Consider the following 14676-nt stretch of genomic DNA (forward strand, 5'->3'; position numbering starts at 1 on the left):
TTCAGTTGTTAAAGAGCGGTTGGTTAAGCGCTTTGCTCAACCGAGGCGCGCATTCTACAGCAGCCTCATTTGCTGTCAAGTGGTTATTTTCAGAAGTTTTCAAGGAATCCTTAACAACTTCAACCACTTGCGCTGTCGATCTCTCGCCAGCGGGAGGCGAATTCTACAGCGTTACACGCTGCTGTCAACACCTCTTTTTCAACTTCCTTCTGGCTTCGATGATCTGAAGCAACCTACTGCCGAAAAACTGCGTAACTCATTGTTTACCAAGGAGTTTTCCGTTTCGACTGCGCCGGAAGTGGGGCGAATTATAGGCTTCTAAAATTCGCCGTCAACCCCTTATTTCAGGTTTATTCGGATTTGAGCGTAATACGCGCAAATGCCTTTTTACCTGCCTGGCAAACATGGGTCGCGCCCAGTGCATATATAAAGGTGCGATCCACGACCTCACCATCTACACGCACACCACCAGACCCAAGTAGATCTCGCGCCACGGCCGAGTTCTTAACAAGGCCAGCCTTATTAAGGACAGCTGCGATCGGCATGGCCTCTGCGGCAGTCAATTCGATCTCAGGCAGATCATCCGGCAGCTCGCCATCCTTCATGCGATTCCCGGCTCCGCGGTGAGCATTGGCGGCGGCCTCTTCACCATGAAAACGCGCAACGATCTCTTCAGCCAGCTTGATCTTGATGTCACGCGGATTAGCGCCCGCCTCGACATCAGCACGCAATGCATTGATCTCATCCATGGAACGGAAGCTCAGCAGCTCGAAATAACGCCACATCAGCGCATCCGGAATGGAAACCAGCTTGCCGTACATGACTCCCGGCGCTTCCTGGATACCGACATAGTTGCCCAAAGACTTGGACATCTTCTTCACGCCATCCAGGCCTTCGAGCAACGGCATGGTCAAAATGCATTGAGCCTCCTGACCATACCCACGCTGTAGCTCGCGCCCCATCAGCAGGTTGAATTTCTGATCAGTACCACCCAACTCGACATCCGCACGCAAGGCGACCGAGTCGTAACCCTGAACCAGCGGATACAGGAACTCGTGAATAGCGATTGGCTGATTGGTCGTGTAGCGCTTGTCGAAGTCATCGCGCTCGAGCATGCGAGCCACGGTGTACTGGGAAGTCAGGCGAATGAAATCGGCCGGCCCCATCTGGTCCATCCAGGTGGAGTTGAAGGCCACTTCAGTCTTGGCAGGATCGAGAATCTTGAATACCTGAGTCTTGTAGGTCTCAGCGTTCTCCAGAACCTGCTCACGAGTCAGCGGAGGACGCGTTGCACTCTTGCCGCTCGGATCGCCAATCATCCCGGTGAAGTCACCGATCAGGAAGATCACTTGATGCCCCAGCTCCTGGAACTGGCGCAGCTTATTAATAAGCACGGTGTGACCCAGGTGCAAATCCGGCGCGGTCGGATCGAAGCCTGCCTTAATACGAAGCGGCTGGCCGCGCTTGAGCTTTTCCACCAGCTCGGACTCGACCAACAGTTCTTCTGCACCACGTTTGATCAGCGCTAGCTGCTCTTCAACCGACTTCATAACCAACCTGCAAGGCTCAGATTCAAAGGGAACCAACCATACAAGAACGTGCGTCAAATACAAGGTTTGCCCGGCGCACGGACGCCAATCCACAGACAGCGATATCCGTGGACTTGCTTCAGAGATGATTTGGTTATATTTTATACAGTTATTTCATCTTCATCATGTCATTCATCTTTTCCAATTCATCTTTTCAAAGTCAAAAAACTACTTATGACCAAAGAATCGTCTAAAGCGCCGCCGCTTTACCCGAAGACCCACCTGCTCGCTGCGAGCGGCATCGCCGCCCTTTTGAGCCTGGCGCTTCTGGTATTTCCTTCCAGTGATGTTGAAGCCAAAAAGACGACGCTGAGTCTTGAACTGGAAAGCCCTGCTGAACAACTGACACAAGATCAAGACGCTGCTGAAGCCGTTCAAGCCACAAATGAGCCGGCAGCTTCTCCTTTCGCACAGATCGAAAACAGCGCCGAAGACGCACCGCAAACGGCTGAAGCCGCACCGGAACCCGCCCCTGCTGTAGCGGTCGCCGAAGAAAAGAAGGCTCCCAACCACAGGGAAGTGATCGTTTCGAAGGGCGATACGCTCTCTACACTTTTCGAGAAGGTCGGTCTTCCGGCCACTTCGGTACATGACGTGCTCGCCAGCGACAAGCAGGCCAAGCAGTTCAGCCAACTCAAGCACGGGCAAAAACTCGAATTCGAATTGAGTCCGGATGGCCAGCTGAGCAGCCTGCACAGCAAGGTAAGCGACCTTGAAACCATCACCCTGAGCAAGACTGACAAGGGCTACATGTTCAACCGGATCACCGCCAAGCCAACGGTGCGATCCGCGTATGTTCACGGCGTCATCAACAGTTCGCTTTCACAATCCGCAGCCCGTGCCGGCCTGTCCCATAGCCTTACCATGGACATGGCCAGTGTATTTGGCTACGACGTCGACTTCGCCCAGGATATTCGCCAGGGTGACGAGTTCGACGTGATTTACGAACAGAAAGTGGTCAACGGCAAAGCTGTCGGCAACGGCCCAATCCTGTCTGCACGCTTCACCAACCGCGGCAAGACCTACACCGCCGTGCGTTACACCAACAAACAAGGCAACAGCAGCTACTACACCGCCGATGGCAACAGCATGCGCAAGGCGTTCATCCGGACTCCGGTAGATTTCGCCCGCATCAGTTCGAAGTTCTCCATGGGTCGCAAACACCCGATCCTGAACAAGATCCGCGCTCACAAAGGCGTGGACTACGCAGCTCCGCGCGGTACGCCGATCAAGGCTGCGGGTGATGGCAAAGTATTGCTGGCCGGCCGCCGCGGGGGTTACGGCAACACCGTGATTCTGCAGCACGGCAACAGCTACCGCACGCTGTATGGCCACATGCAAGGCTTTGCCAAAGGCATCAAGACCGGAGGCTCAGTCAAACAGGGCCAGGTGATCGGCTACATCGGCACCACCGGCCTGTCCACCGGTCCGCATTTGCATTACGAGTTCCAGGTAAACGGCGTGCACGTCGACCCATTGGGCCAGAAAGTCGCGATGGCCGATCCGATTTCCAAAGCAGAACGCGCACGCTTCCTGGCACAGAGCCAACCGCTGATGGCGCGTATGGACCAGGAAAAAGCCACCCAGCTAGCTTCGGCGAAGCGCTGAGTCATGCCGTTTTATATAGGCGTGATGTCCGGGACCAGTCTTGATGGCCTGGACATTGCCCTGGTCGAGCAGACCTCGGCGATCAGGCTGATCGCCACCCACTACATTCCCATGCCCGATTCCTTGCGCACAGAACTGCTTGGCCTGTGCGCCAGCGGTCCGGACGAAATTGCCCGCTCCGCCATCGCCCAGCAGAACTGGGTAAAACTCGCGGCACAGGGCATCAACGCCCTCCTCACTCAACAGCACCTTACCCGTGACGATATTCGCGCGATCGGCAGCCATGGCCAAACCATTCGCCATGAACCTGCGCGCGGTTTCACGGTGCAAATCGGTAATCCCGCGCTGCTGACCGAGCTGACAGGTATTACCGTGGTCAGCGACTTCCGCAGTCGGGATGTGGCCGCTGGCGGTCAAGGTGCTCCGCTGGTCCCAGCCTTTCATGAAGCTCTGTTCGATGCGCAGCCCGGCAACCGCGCGGTGCTCAACATCGGCGGCTTCAGCAACCTCAGCCTGATCGAACCCGGCAAGCCGGTTAGCGGCTTCGACTGCGGCCCGGGCAACGTACTGCTCGATGCCTGGATTCATCAGCAACGTGGCGACAGCTATGATCGTGACGGCCAATGGGCCGCCAGTGGCAAGGTCCAACCCACGCTGTTGAAGGCGCTGCTCAGTGATCCATTCTTCGTCACCCAAGGCCCGAAAAGCACCGGCAGGGAAGTGTTCAACCTGCCATGGTTGATGCAACATCTCGCGCACCTCCCGCCCTTCGCTGCCGAAGACGTGCAGGCAACGCTGCTTGAACTGACCGCATTGACCATCACCGAGTCATTGCAAGGCGCCCAGACAGACACACAAGAAGTGCTGGTCTGCGGCGGTGGCGCGCATAACGCCACACTGATGAGTCGTTTGGCCAGCCTGCTTCCGAAGGCGAAAGTCAGCAGTACATCAACCTATGGCGTCGATCCCGACTGGGTCGAAGCCATGGCATTTGCCTGGCTCGCTCACTGCTGCCTCGAAGGCATCGCCGCCAATCGCCCAAGTGTGACCGGCGCGCGCGGGCTACGCGTCCTTGGCGCTATCTATCCCGCCTAAAGCCCGGACAGCAAAACGCCGCAGGGCCTGGCGGCCATGCGGCGTTGAGTGATGCTGGAGTGCTGATCAGATCGAGAAAGAAGAACCACAGCCACAGGTAGTGGTTGCGTTCGGGTTCTTGATAACGAAACGCGAACCTTCCAGACCTTCCTGATAATCCACCTCGGCGCCTGCCAGATACTGGAAGCTCATCGGATCGACCACCAGACTCACACCTTCGCGCTCGACGATGGTGTCGTCATCGGCCACTTCTTCATCGAAGGTGAAGCCGTACTGAAAACCTGAACAACCGCCGCCCGTAACGAATACGCGCAGCTTCAAGCGATCATTGCCCTCTTCATCGACCAGGCTCTTCACCTTGTGCGCGGCACCATGGGTGAATTGCAAAGCCGTGGGGGTGAAGGATTCGACGCTCATGCTGACTATCTCCCGGCGCTAAGCCGTCATATTGCGTGATGACGCGCATTATCCGCTTCTCCTAGAAAAGCGGTCAACTATTGTTATGCTATATCAACCAACCCAACCGCCATCCGCAAATGCAAAAAGGCCCGTTCAACGGGCCTTTTTTTGTGTGCAAACCAGCTTTACGGCAGCATGCCTGCGTGGGACAGACCCAGACGTTCGTCCAGACCGAACAGGATGTTCATGTTCTGTACCGCTTGCCCCGAAGCACCTTTGACCAGGTTATCGATCACCGAGAGTACGACTACCAGATCACCGTCCTGCGGACGATGCACCGCAATACGGCATACGTTGGCACCGCGCACGCTGCGGGTTTCCGGATGACTTCCGGCCGGCATGACGTCGACGAACGGTTCGTTGGCATAGCGCTTTTCAAACAGCGCCTGCAGATCCACCGAGCGGTCCACGACCGTCGCGTATAGCGTCGAGTGAATGCCACGGATCATCGGCGTAAGGTGCGGAACGAAAGTCAGGCCTACGTCCTTGCCCGCTGCACGGCGCAACCCCTGACGAATTTCCGGCAGGTGACGATGACCTTTGACGGCGTACGCCTTCATGCTTTCCGACGTTTCGGAGTACAGCGAGCCTACAGAGGCACCCCGGCCAGCGCCGCTCACGCCAGACTTGCAGTCAGCGATCAGGTGCGAAGCATCGGCCAGGCCGGCTTCGAGCAATGGCAGGAACCCCAATTGCGTCGCCGTCGGATAGCAGCCCGGGACAGCAATCAGGCGCGCCTTCTTGATTTGCTCACGATTGACTTCCGGAAGACCATAGACCGCCTCGTCCAGCAACTCTGGCGCGCCATGCGGCTGGCCATACCACTTGGCCCACTCATCGGCATCCTGCAGACGGAAATCCGCCGACAGGTCGATGACTTTGGTCCCGGCTGCGAGCAGTTCACCCGCCAAGGCATGGGCAACACCGTGGGGCGTGGCGAAGAACACAACATCGCAGGCGCCCAGCGTCTTGATGTCCGGAACGCTGAATGCCAAACCGTCGTAGTGGCCGCGCAGGTTCGGATACATGTCGGCCACGGCAAGGCCAGCCTCGGATCGGGAAGTGATGACAACGACTTCCGCTTGCGGATGTTGCGCCAACAGACGCAGCAGTTCGACACCGGTGTAACCCGTGCCGCCGACGATACCGACCTTGACCATAAACCTGCCCTCAACGAACCCACTGGAAAGCCGTCGATAATAGGGGCCGCGCGCGCCTGCGACAACCGGCAAGGTGACGTGCGGACGCTCAAGCCTCTACTATTCCGGCTACCGTGAATCCTGGGATAACTAAAAATGCTTTTTCTGTGGCTTAAAGCGCTTCATATCGTCAGCGTCGTTTGCTGGTTCGCCGGCCTGTTCTACCTGCCGCGCTTGTTCGTTTATCACGCTCAAAGCGAAGACACCGTCAGTAAGGAGCGTTTCAGCATCATGGAGCGCAAGCTGTACCGGGGCATCATGGGGCCGGCGATGATTGCGACCCTGATCTTCGGCGGCTGGCTGATCAGCCTGAACCCCGGCGCTTATTTCAGCCAAGGCGGATGGATGCACGCCAAATTGACCCTGGTGGTATTGCTGATCGGTTACCACCACATGTGCGGTGCGCAGGTAAAGCGTTTTGCCCGTGGCGAAAACACCCGCAGCCATGTCTTTTTTCGCTGGTTCAATGAAGTGCCGGTTCTGATATTGCTGGCAATCGTAATTCTGGTCGTCGTTCGGCCGTTCTAATTCCATCAGATAACTTACCGGGGTACTTCCAATGTCGCTGCCCGCTCTGCTCGAACAACGTCTGCGTTTGCCCGTGGTGGCAGCGCCGATGTTCCTGATATCCAACCCGCAACTGGTGCTCGCCTGCTGCCGTAATGGCGTGGTTGGCAGTTTCCCTGCGTTGAACCAGCGCGAGAGCAGCGGCTTCAAAGCCTGGCTGGAGGAGATCGAAGCAGGACTGGCAACAATGGAAGAACCTGCGCCATACGCGGTGAACCTGATCGTCCACAACAGCAACCCTCGGCTCCAGGCTGACCTCGTTATCTGCATCGAACACAAAGTGCCGATCGTGATCACCAGCCTCGGCGCGGTGAAAGAACTGGTCGACGCGGTCCACAGCTACGGTGGCCTGGTGTTCCATGACGTAACGAACCGCCGCCATGCAGAGAAGGCCGCCGAGGCCGGTGTGGATGGCCTGATCGCCGTCGCCGCAGGCGCTGGCGGGCATGCCGGGACCTGGAGCCCGTTCTCGCTGATCGCCGAGATCCGGCAGTTCTTCGACAAGACCTTGCTCTTGGCTGGCTGCCTTAACCACGGCCACGAAATTCTGGCGGCGCAATTGCTCGGTGCAGATCTTGCCTACTTCGGCACGCGATTTATCGGCACAACCGAGAGTCATGCACCCGACGCTTATAAAGAGATGCTGCTGACGTCCAAAGCGGCGGACATCGTCCATACTCCAGCGGTGTCAGGTGTGCCGGCGAGCTTCATGCGCCAAAGCCTCGAAGCTGCCGGCTTCGACATGGCGGCGCTGCAAAATAAAGGCGAGGTCAATTTCGGCTCTAAACTCAAGCCGCTGAACGATGAAGCCAAAGCCTGGAAAACCGTGTGGTCCGCAGGCCAGGGCGTAGGCGAAATCGATGACCTGCCGAGTGTTGACCAATTGGTCGCGCGCCTCGACGCCGAGTATCGCAAGGCGCTGGAGCACGCCGCTCAATTACCCAAGCGCTGGCCACGCTGAAACAAAAACAGGCCAGTCCACATGGCTGGCCTTACACTCGCTGTACTAAAACTCTCGCGACAAGGATGCCTCGGCAATGAGCGAAGACCGTTTCAAGATCGTGTTCGACGGCGCTCTGCTACCAGGTGTCGATATTGGCACCGCCAAACTCAATCTCGCGGCGCTGTTCAAGAGCGACGTCACCGCCATCGAACGCTTGTTCAGTGGCCGGCCTGTTGCCCTCAAGCGCGATCTGTCGCACGCCGATGCACAGACCTACCTCCAGGCTCTGAAGAACACCGGCATCGATGCGCGTATCGAATCCGAACCTTCGATCCAATTGCATCTGTCCGACGTTCACGATCATGTGCCCGCTGACGCGATAGCAGAGCCGCAGTCTCCTTATGCACCTCCTCGAGCCATTGTCGGTGAAGGTGTTACAGGGTTCGCCACACTCAAACCATTTGGCGTTGAAGGGCGTATCGGGCGCCTGCGTTTTCTCGCCTGGTCGATGGTGCTTGGGCTTGTGACAATGGCCGTTGTCGGTATATTCGCCCTGATTGGCCTCGCACTTGTCAGCAGCGACTCGACTGCCGGCCTGATCATCGCTGGCATTATGGCCTTCTCCCTCTGTCTGGCGTTCCTCATCGCCAGCATCATGATCAGCGTCCAGCGCTTGCACGATATTGGCTGGTCAGGCTGGCTGTGGTTGCTCAATCTTGTGCCGTTCGTGGGCAGTTTCTTTCCGCTGTTGCTGCTGGCGATGCCGGGTAACCAGACTGCCAACCGGTACGGCGCTCCGCCGCCACCCAACAGCACTGCCGTCAAAGTGTTATCCGCGTTATGGCTGGTGGTGATCGCGCTGTTTATCGTCGCAGCTCTGGCGGGCGGCCTTTCAGCCATAAAGGATGAGTACGAAAACACGCTCGAAAGCAGCTACCAAAGTGGCTCGGTCACCACCGACGAAATTGAAGTCGAAGTCGAACCTGACGCAAATTCGGCCGCCGATGCAGCCGAAGAAGCCCAGCCCCCTGTAGACTCTGCCAAAGAATGAACAGCGCTCCCCACCCGTGACACCCGCGTCGCGGCGCGGAGCTGTTGCGATGGAGAACTGCATGACCCGTTACGCTCTGATCACTGGCGCTTCCAGTGGCATCGGCCTGGCGATGGCCGAAGCGCTGGCCCGCCGCGGACGCAGCCTGCTTCTGGTGGCCCGACAGCGTGATCAGCTGGAAAGTATTGCAACTGAATTGACGCAACGCTTTGGCGTGGAAGTGCTGTTCCGCGCCTGCGACCTGGGGGAACCGCTGCGGTTGTCCGGGTTCCTGCTGGAGTTGGAGGAAGGTGACCGTCAGATCGATCTGCTGGTCAATTGCGCCGGTATCGGCACCTGCGGTCCCTTTCTGGCCCAGGACTGGATGACCGAGCAAGACCTGATCGAAGTCAACATCCTGGCCCTCACGCGTTTATGCCACGCCATCGGTAACAGTATGGCGCTACAAGGCGGCGGGCAGATCCTGAATGTCGCTTCGGTCGCAGCGTTCCATCCTGGTCCGTGGATGAGCACTTATTACGCGAGCAAGGCCTACGTGCTGCACTTCTCCGAAGGGCTGCGCGTCGAGCTGAAAAAATGTGCGGTCAAGGTCTCGGTGCTCTGCCCTGGTCCGACGCGCACCGGATTTTTCCGTACCGCGCAGTTGAACACAGACAAACTGGCCGACAGCAAACTGCTGATGAGCCCGCAAGAAGTGGCGCTCTACACCGTACGGGCTCTTGAGAAAAACCGCGCAATCATTATTCCGGGACGGCGCAATCGCTGGCTCGCCGCCCTGTCCCGGTTCGGCTCGCGCTGGCTGATCCGGACAATCACCGGCATGGTCAACAAGGCTTATTGCCCGCGCTAAAAGGTCTGGCAGGTAAAAAGCTGGGCTCGGGCAAATCCCATGAGTACACTCAGGCCAGCCCAAACAACGGAGAAAACAGCTGTGGATACTCTGTTCACCAAGATCATCAACCGGGAAATTCCGGCGAAGATCATTTACGAGGACGACCAGGTTCTGGCCTTCCACGACATCGCCCCACAGGCACCGGTACATTTTCTGGTGATTCCGAAGAAGCCGGTGCGCACCCTGAATGACCTGACCGAAGACGACAAGGCATTGGCCGGGCACATTCTGTTTACCGCCCAGCGCCTGGCTTTGGAGCTTGGTTGTGAGAAGGGCTTTCGCGTTGTCATGAACTGCAATGAAGAAGGTGGACAAACTGTCTATCACATTCATATGCATGTGCTGGGTCAGCGCCAGATGCACTGGCCGCCGGGCTGATGACAACACACCCGATGGGAACGGCCAAGTGGCGCTCCCATCGGGGCATCACAACATTGTCATGGCAACTGCAGCACAATGACCCAGCGCAAACCTTCCCCGGCCGATTGGGTTAAACTGGCCGCCGAGATTCCTCCGGAGGTCAGCATGACTACCCAACGTCACTACTCGCCGATTGACCGCCTTCTGCTGCAAGCCGATGCCGCGATGCGTACTTTGCTGCCTTTCAGTGGCCAGCCATACCGCCCGTCACCCGCCATCGTGCAGCCGGACGTGAAAATGAGCGATGAAGAGACCCGGCACGTCGCCGGCCTGATGCGCATCAACCATACCGGCGAAGTCTGCGCCCAGGCGCTGTACCAGGGCCAAGCCCTGACCGCCAAGCTGCCGCAAGTGCGCGCCGCCATGGAGCATGCCGCCGAAGAAGAAGTCGACCATCTGGCCTGGTGCGAACAACGCATCCATCAGTTGGGCAGCCACACCAGCATTCTCAATCCGCTGTTCTATGGCATGTCGTTCGGAATCGGCGCTGTTGCCGGGCTGATCAGTGACAAAGTCAGCCTGGGTTTCGTTGCAGCGACCGAAGATCAGGTGTGCAAACACTTGAACGAACACCTTGAGCAACTGCCGGCCGAGGATGAAAAGTCCCGGGCGATTCTGGAGCAAATGCGCATCGACGAAGAACAGCACGCCGAAAGTGCGCTAGACGCAGGCGGCTTTCGGTTTCCGGCGCCGGTGAAGTTCGGGATGAGCTTGCTGGCCAAGGTGATGACCAAGAGTACTTATCGGATCTGACCTGAGGTAGCGAGCTGGCTCGCTTCTACAAGGGACAAAAAAGGCGACTACCGTGTGGTATTCGCCTTTTTTGTGCTCGAAAACTGTTGAATCAACCGAGCTCGATGATCTCGTAGTCGTGGGTAATTTCGACACCCGCCGCGCCAAGCATGATCGATGCCGAGCAGTATTTTTCGGCGGACAGTTCGATGGCACGCTTGACCTGGGCCTCTTTCAAGGCACGGCCCTTGACCACAAAGTGCATGTGGATTTTGGTGAAGACTTTCGGGTCCTCGGTCGCGCGCTCGGCTTCGAGGAAGGCTTCACAGCTCTCGACAGCCTGGCGGGATTTCTTGAGGATGCTGACCACATCGAAGTTGCTGCAACCGCCAACACCCAGCAGGAGCATTTCCATCGGCCGGACACCCAGGTTGCGGCCGCCAGCGTCGGGCGGACCATCCATGACCACGACATGACCGCTACCGGATTCGCCGAGGAACATGGCTTCGCCAGCCCATTGGATGCGTGCCTTCATCGCCAAGACTCCACTGTATAAAAAAGGGTCGCCAGCTTAGCACAGGCCCCGCGGTAGACGGCGGCCTCGTCGTGGGACGCAACCTACGGCCCTGTAGGTAATTTCTCGAATAATGTCGGAAGTGTCTGTTAAGCTGACGCCAATTCGCTGACGCATAACCAGCCTTTGCCGCGGCTTGCGCAATTCATAAAAAAATCAAACATACCGTGCAGTTTTTTCGGGATACAACCATGGTTGCTATTGCCCCCACACTCAAGATCAAGAACCTCGATAAGCTGCTGATGCATTGTCAGCGCCGCCGCTATCAGGCCAAGAGCAACATCATCTGCGCCGGAGATCGTTCGGAGACGTTGTTTTTCATCATCAAGGGATCGGTCACCATCCTCATTGAGGATGACGACGGTCGGGAAATGATCATCGCGTATCTCAATACCGGGGATTTCTTCGGCGAGCTGGGCTTGTTCGAGCAGGCGGGTCTGGAACAAGAGCGAAGCGCCTGGGTAAGGGCCAAGGTTGAATGCGAAGTCGCGGAAATCAGCTACGCGAAATTCCGCGAATTGTCGCAGCAGGATCCGGACATCCTTTACGTGCTTAGCGGACAAATCGCACAACGCCTGCGCAATACCACGCGCAAAGTGGGTGACCTGGCGTTTTTCGACGTGACTGGCCGCGTCGCGCGTTGCCTGCTTGAGTTATGCAAACAACCAGACGCCATGACCCACCCCGACGGCATGCAGATCAAGGTAACGCGTCAGGAAATCGGGCGGATTGTCGGGTGTTCCCGGGAGATGGTAGGTCGCGTGCTCAAGGATCTTGAGGAGCGCAACCTGGTGGACGTCAAAGGCAAGACCATGGTGGTCTTTGGCACACGCTAGGCACTGAACATCTGCTTGAGCATCAGCCGGTAGAGCTCGTCCAGACGGGCCAGTGCATCCGGCGCCGTGAATTTCTCGTGCAGGGCGATGTGGCTTTCGGCTCGTACTCGCTGGTCCAGGCCACAAGCCTCGTTGAAACGATTGACCGCCGCGACCATCGACTCTCGTTCGTTATCAATCAACATCGCCCCGTGCACCAGGCCCACCGGACGCTGACCGCCCTGACTCTGGCGCCAGCGCTGGGCGGTGCCGACCATCTTGCGTCCGTCCAGGTTGACGTTGAAGCGACCGTCGCAAAACGCACCCGCGATTTCACCGAGGGACGAGGTGCCGCCCAACTCATCCAGCAACTGACAGATCGGGTCGCAAAGGCGCCGGTAGCCGGATTCGATGCGGTTCAAATCGCCTTCGCTGCGTGGCGGTGCGTAAACCAGGGCGATGTTGATTGTTGTGGCTGACTGGGGAACGGGTTCGCCTCCGGTATCGCGCAACAATACCGGCCAGCCCGCTGCTGCCGAGACCTCACAGGCAGCATCGAAGGCCGGAAGACGATTCAAACGGCGTGGCATCACCAAAGCCTGATCGCTGGGTTGCCAGAACAACAGACCGAACTCTGCATCACCGGCACAGACTGATGCCAGCAAGTCTTGTTCGGCTTGCAGGCCGGCTTCGATGGTCAGGGAGACAGGTGAGGTCATAAGGTTTTCCGTAGGACAGGGAGTCTGAGGTGTTTCTTATGCCGCTATCGCGAGCAGGCTCAGTCCTACAGGGGATTGGTTCAGACCAAAATTCCAATGTGGGTGCAAGCTTGCTCGCGATGCTTATTCAGTCAAGTGTTGAACCGCTGACAGGAAGGCCGCGCTCCGGAAAGAACAGACGCTGCAATTCAGTGCCTGGGCTTTCGGCGCGCATGAACGCCTCGCCGACCAGGAACGCATACACATCGCTGATTTCCATCAACTCGACATCGGCCCGATTGAGGATCCCGCTCTCGGTGACCACCAGACGATCCCGAGGAATGCGCGGCAGCAGGTCGAGGGTGGTTTCCAGGTTGACATCGAAGGTGTGCAGGTTACGGTTGTTCACACCAATCAACGGTGTGTCGAGGGTTTTCAAGGCCCGCTCCAGCTCATCGCCGTCATGCACTTCCACCAGCACATCAAGGTTGACGCTTTTGGCGACGGCGGCCAGTTCGGCCATTTTCACGTCGTCCAGCGCGGAGACGATCAACAGCACGCAGTCTGCACCCAGCGCACGGGCTTCCACGATCTGGTACGGATCGATCATGAAATCCTTGCGGATGACCGGCAACTTGCAGGCAGCACGAGCCTGCTGCAGGTACACATCGGCTCCCTGGAAGTAATCGATGTCGGTGAGTACCGACAGGCAGGTGGCCCCGCCCTTTTCGTAGCTTTTAGCGATGTCGGCAGGAACGAAGTTCTCGCGGATCACGCCTTTGCTCGGCGAAGCCTTCTTGATTTCGGCAATGACCGCCGGCTCTTTTTGCTTCGCCTGTTCGATCAATGCCTTGGCAAAACCACGGGGTGCATCGGCCGCCTTGGCCAGGTTTTCCAGCTCTGCGAGACTTACGCGAGCACTGCGCTCGGCAACTTCCTCGACTTTACGCGCCAGAATCTTTTCCAGAACCGTCGGTACACTCATCCCTCATTCTCCACTTTGAATACCGCGGTAAACGCACCCAACTCCTCGAGCTTTTCCCGAGCGAGACCGGTATGCAGCGCATCGTGCGCCAGGGCAACGCCCTCTTTCAGGCTGCTGGCATGGTCGGCCGCGTACAACGCAGCGCCGGCATTGAGCATGATCATCTCCGCCGCCTTCTGACCGTTTTCGGTCTTGCGCTTGCCCAGGGCATCGCGAATCAGCTCGAGGGACGCCGCCGGGCTTTCCACCGCCAGGCCATGCAGGCTTTGGCTCTTCATGCCCAGGTCTTCCGGCTCGACCCAATACTCGGTGATTTTGTCGTCCTTGAGCTCCGCCACGAAGGTCGGTGCCGCCAGGCTGAACTCATCCAGGCCATCTTTGGAATGCACCACCAGCACATGCTTGCTGCCCAAACGCTGTAGCACTTCGGCCAATGGCCGGCACAATGCCTGGGTGAACACGCCCACTACCTGATGCTTCACACCGGCCGGATTCGTAAGCGGGCCGAGCATGTTGAACAGCGTGCGCAGGCCCAGCTCCTTGCGCGGACCGGCGGCGTGTTTCATGGCGCTGTGATGGGTCTGGGCAAACATGAAGCCGATACCGACGTTGTCGATGCAGCGCGCTACCTGGACCGGCGTCAGGTTCAGGTAAATACCGGCCGCCTCCAGCAAATCGGCACTGCCGCTCTTGCCCGAGACCGCACGGTTACCATGCTTGGCCACGGTGCAACCGGCTGCCGACACCACGAAAGCGGAAGCGGTCGAGACGTTGAAAATGTTGGCGCCATCACCGCCGGTGCCGACCACATCGACCACGCCGTCGAGGGTCTTGAGTTCGACCTTGTCTGCCAATTCGCGCATGACCGACACGGCACCGACGATTTCGTCGATGCTTTCGCTTTTCATGCGCATGGCCATCATGAATGCGCCGATCTGCGCGTCCGTGCATTGGCCGGTCATGATTTCGCGCATGACATCGCGCATCTCATCGGTGCTGAGGTCGAGCTGTTCGACGATACGGCTCAGGGCTGTCTTGATATTCATGAA

The 14676-nt window shown here is 57.9% G+C and carries 17 protein-coding genes; 10 read left to right on the forward strand and 7 right to left on the reverse strand.

Annotation, left to right across the window (positions count from 1 at the left end; genetic code table 11):
• On the forward strand, positions 1-322 hold a 322-nt coding region (locus ASD60_RS29360; protein WP_236708428.1), incomplete at its 5' end, for a hypothetical protein.
• Positions 323-350: 28 nt separating this feature from the next.
• On the opposite strand, the gene tyrS is transcribed toward ASD60_RS29360, so the two are convergent.
• The gene (gene tyrS, locus ASD60_RS08060; RefSeq protein ID WP_056853507.1) at positions 351-1550 is read right to left on the reverse strand and encodes a tyrosine--tRNA ligase; all 1200 of its coding nucleotides are present in this window, start codon (positions 1548-1550) and stop codon (positions 351-353) included.
• A 213-nt stretch (positions 1551-1763) separates the two neighbouring features.
• Between tyrS and ASD60_RS08065 the strand changes: the two genes are divergently transcribed.
• A complete protein-coding gene (locus ASD60_RS08065) occupies positions 1764-3197 on the forward strand; it encodes a peptidoglycan DD-metalloendopeptidase family protein (protein ID WP_056853508.1) in 1434 nt (477 codons plus the stop codon).
• Between the two features lie 3 nt (positions 3198-3200).
• Positions 3201-4292: an anhydro-N-acetylmuramic acid kinase gene (locus tag ASD60_RS08070; RefSeq protein WP_056853509.1), complete on the forward strand. Its 1092-nt coding sequence runs from the start codon at positions 3201-3203 to the stop codon at positions 4290-4292.
• A gap of 66 nt (positions 4293-4358) precedes the next feature.
• Here the strand turns inward: ASD60_RS08070 and erpA are convergent, their stop codons facing one another.
• Both erpA and argC read right to left on the reverse strand, forming a co-directional pair.
• Entirely contained in the window at positions 4359-4709 is a 351-nt protein-coding gene (gene erpA / locus ASD60_RS08075; RefSeq protein ID WP_007906865.1) for an iron-sulfur cluster insertion protein ErpA, read from the reverse strand.
• 167 nt (positions 4710-4876) lie between these two features.
• Positions 4877-5911: an N-acetyl-gamma-glutamyl-phosphate reductase gene (argC, locus tag ASD60_RS08080; RefSeq protein ID WP_056853510.1), complete on the reverse strand. Its 1035-nt coding sequence runs from the start codon at positions 5909-5911 to the stop codon at positions 4877-4879.
• A 135-nt stretch (positions 5912-6046) separates the two neighbouring features.
• Here argC and hemJ point away from each other — a divergent pair, with 135 nt between their 5' ends.
• From hemJ to coq7, 6 genes are all read left to right on the forward strand, one after another.
• Positions 6047-6478, forward strand: coding sequence for a protoporphyrinogen oxidase HemJ (gene hemJ, locus ASD60_RS08085; protein WP_056853511.1), 432 nt, complete (start codon positions 6047-6049; stop codon positions 6476-6478).
• 31 nt (positions 6479-6509) lie between these two features.
• A complete protein-coding gene (locus tag ASD60_RS08090; protein ID WP_056853512.1) occupies positions 6510-7478 on the forward strand; it encodes an NAD(P)H-dependent flavin oxidoreductase in 969 nt (322 codons plus the stop codon).
• Between the two features lie 76 nt (positions 7479-7554).
• On the forward strand, positions 7555-8511 hold the full coding sequence (locus ASD60_RS08095) for a DUF805 domain-containing protein (protein WP_056853513.1): 957 nt from the start codon (positions 7555-7557) through the stop codon (positions 8509-8511).
• A gap of 61 nt (positions 8512-8572) precedes the next feature.
• Positions 8573-9361, forward strand: coding sequence for an SDR family NAD(P)-dependent oxidoreductase (locus ASD60_RS08100; protein WP_056853514.1), 789 nt, complete (start codon positions 8573-8575; stop codon positions 9359-9361).
• An 81-nt stretch (positions 9362-9442) separates the two neighbouring features.
• Entirely contained in the window at positions 9443-9781 is a 339-nt protein-coding gene (locus ASD60_RS08105; RefSeq protein ID WP_008027110.1) for a histidine triad nucleotide-binding protein, read from the forward strand.
• A 147-nt stretch (positions 9782-9928) separates the two neighbouring features.
• Positions 9929-10576, forward strand: a complete 648-nt coding sequence (gene coq7 / locus ASD60_RS08110) for a 2-polyprenyl-3-methyl-6-methoxy-1,4-benzoquinone monooxygenase (RefSeq protein WP_056853582.1) — start codon at positions 9929-9931, stop codon at positions 10574-10576.
• A gap of 91 nt (positions 10577-10667) precedes the next feature.
• Here coq7 and ASD60_RS08115 read toward each other — a convergent pair whose 3' ends face one another.
• On the reverse strand, positions 10668-11090 hold the full coding sequence (locus tag ASD60_RS08115; protein WP_042730268.1) for an OsmC family protein: 423 nt from the start codon (positions 11088-11090) through the stop codon (positions 10668-10670).
• Between the two features lie 230 nt (positions 11091-11320).
• Here ASD60_RS08115 and crp point away from each other — a divergent pair, with 230 nt between their 5' ends.
• Entirely contained in the window at positions 11321-11965 is a 645-nt protein-coding gene (gene crp / locus ASD60_RS08120) for a cAMP-activated global transcriptional regulator CRP (protein ID WP_056853515.1), read from the forward strand.
• Here the strand turns inward: crp and ASD60_RS08125 are convergent.
• The 3 genes from ASD60_RS08125 to trpD form a co-directional block, all read right to left on the reverse strand.
• On the reverse strand, positions 11962-12663 hold the full coding sequence (locus ASD60_RS08125) for a lipoate--protein ligase family protein (RefSeq protein ID WP_056853516.1): 702 nt from the start codon (positions 12661-12663) through the stop codon (positions 11962-11964). The genes crp and ASD60_RS08125 overlap by 4 nt on opposite strands.
• A gap of 127 nt (positions 12664-12790) precedes the next feature.
• Positions 12791-13627, reverse strand: a complete 837-nt coding sequence (gene trpC, locus ASD60_RS08130) for an indole-3-glycerol phosphate synthase TrpC (RefSeq protein WP_056853517.1) — start codon at positions 13625-13627, stop codon at positions 12791-12793.
• Positions 13624-14673 (reverse strand): anthranilate phosphoribosyltransferase, encoded by a 1050-nt coding sequence (trpD, locus tag ASD60_RS08135; protein ID WP_056853518.1) that lies wholly within the window; start codon positions 14671-14673, stop codon positions 13624-13626. Before trpD ends, trpC begins: the two co-directional genes overlap by 4 nt.
• Positions 14674-14676: the final 3 nt, after the last annotated feature.

Source organism: Pseudomonas sp. Root562, assembly GCF_001427125.1.
Lineage (GTDB): Bacteria > Pseudomonadota > Gammaproteobacteria > Pseudomonadales > Pseudomonadaceae > Aquipseudomonas.

Excerpts from the sequence above, each read along its gene's own strand:
- tyrS (WP_056853507.1), bottom strand. The coding sequence starts at position 1,550 with ATGAAGTCGGTTGAAGAGCAGCTAGCGCTGATCAAACGTGGTGCAGAA.
- ASD60_RS08065 (WP_056853508.1), top strand. The coding sequence starts at position 1,764 with ATGACCAAAGAATCGTCTAAAGCGCCGCCGCTTTACCCGAAGACCCAC.
- ASD60_RS08070 (WP_056853509.1), top strand. The coding sequence starts at position 3,201 with ATGCCGTTTTATATAGGCGTGATGTCCGGGACCAGTCTTGATGGCCTG.
- erpA (WP_007906865.1), bottom strand. The coding sequence starts at position 4,709 with ATGAGCGTCGAATCCTTCACCCCCACGGCTTTGCAATTCACCCATGGT.
- argC (WP_056853510.1), bottom strand. The coding sequence starts at position 5,911 with ATGGTCAAGGTCGGTATCGTCGGCGGCACGGGTTACACCGGTGTCGAA.
- hemJ (WP_056853511.1), top strand. The coding sequence starts at position 6,047 with ATGCTTTTTCTGTGGCTTAAAGCGCTTCATATCGTCAGCGTCGTTTGC.
- ASD60_RS08090 (WP_056853512.1), top strand. The coding sequence starts at position 6,510 with ATGTCGCTGCCCGCTCTGCTCGAACAACGTCTGCGTTTGCCCGTGGTG.
- ASD60_RS08095 (WP_056853513.1), top strand. The coding sequence starts at position 7,555 with ATGAGCGAAGACCGTTTCAAGATCGTGTTCGACGGCGCTCTGCTACCA.
- ASD60_RS08100 (WP_056853514.1), top strand. The coding sequence starts at position 8,573 with ATGACCCGTTACGCTCTGATCACTGGCGCTTCCAGTGGCATCGGCCTG.
- coq7 (WP_056853582.1), top strand. The coding sequence starts at position 9,929 with ATGACTACCCAACGTCACTACTCGCCGATTGACCGCCTTCTGCTGCAA.
- ASD60_RS08115 (WP_042730268.1), bottom strand. The coding sequence starts at position 11,090 with ATGAAGGCACGCATCCAATGGGCTGGCGAAGCCATGTTCCTCGGCGAA.
- crp (WP_056853515.1), top strand. The coding sequence starts at position 11,321 with ATGGTTGCTATTGCCCCCACACTCAAGATCAAGAACCTCGATAAGCTG.
- ASD60_RS08125 (WP_056853516.1), bottom strand. The coding sequence starts at position 12,663 with ATGACCTCACCTGTCTCCCTGACCATCGAAGCCGGCCTGCAAGCCGAA.
- trpC (WP_056853517.1), bottom strand. The coding sequence starts at position 13,627 with ATGAGTGTACCGACGGTTCTGGAAAAGATTCTGGCGCGTAAAGTCGAG.
- trpD (WP_056853518.1), bottom strand. The coding sequence starts at position 14,673 with ATGAATATCAAGACAGCCCTGAGCCGTATCGTCGAACAGCTCGACCTC.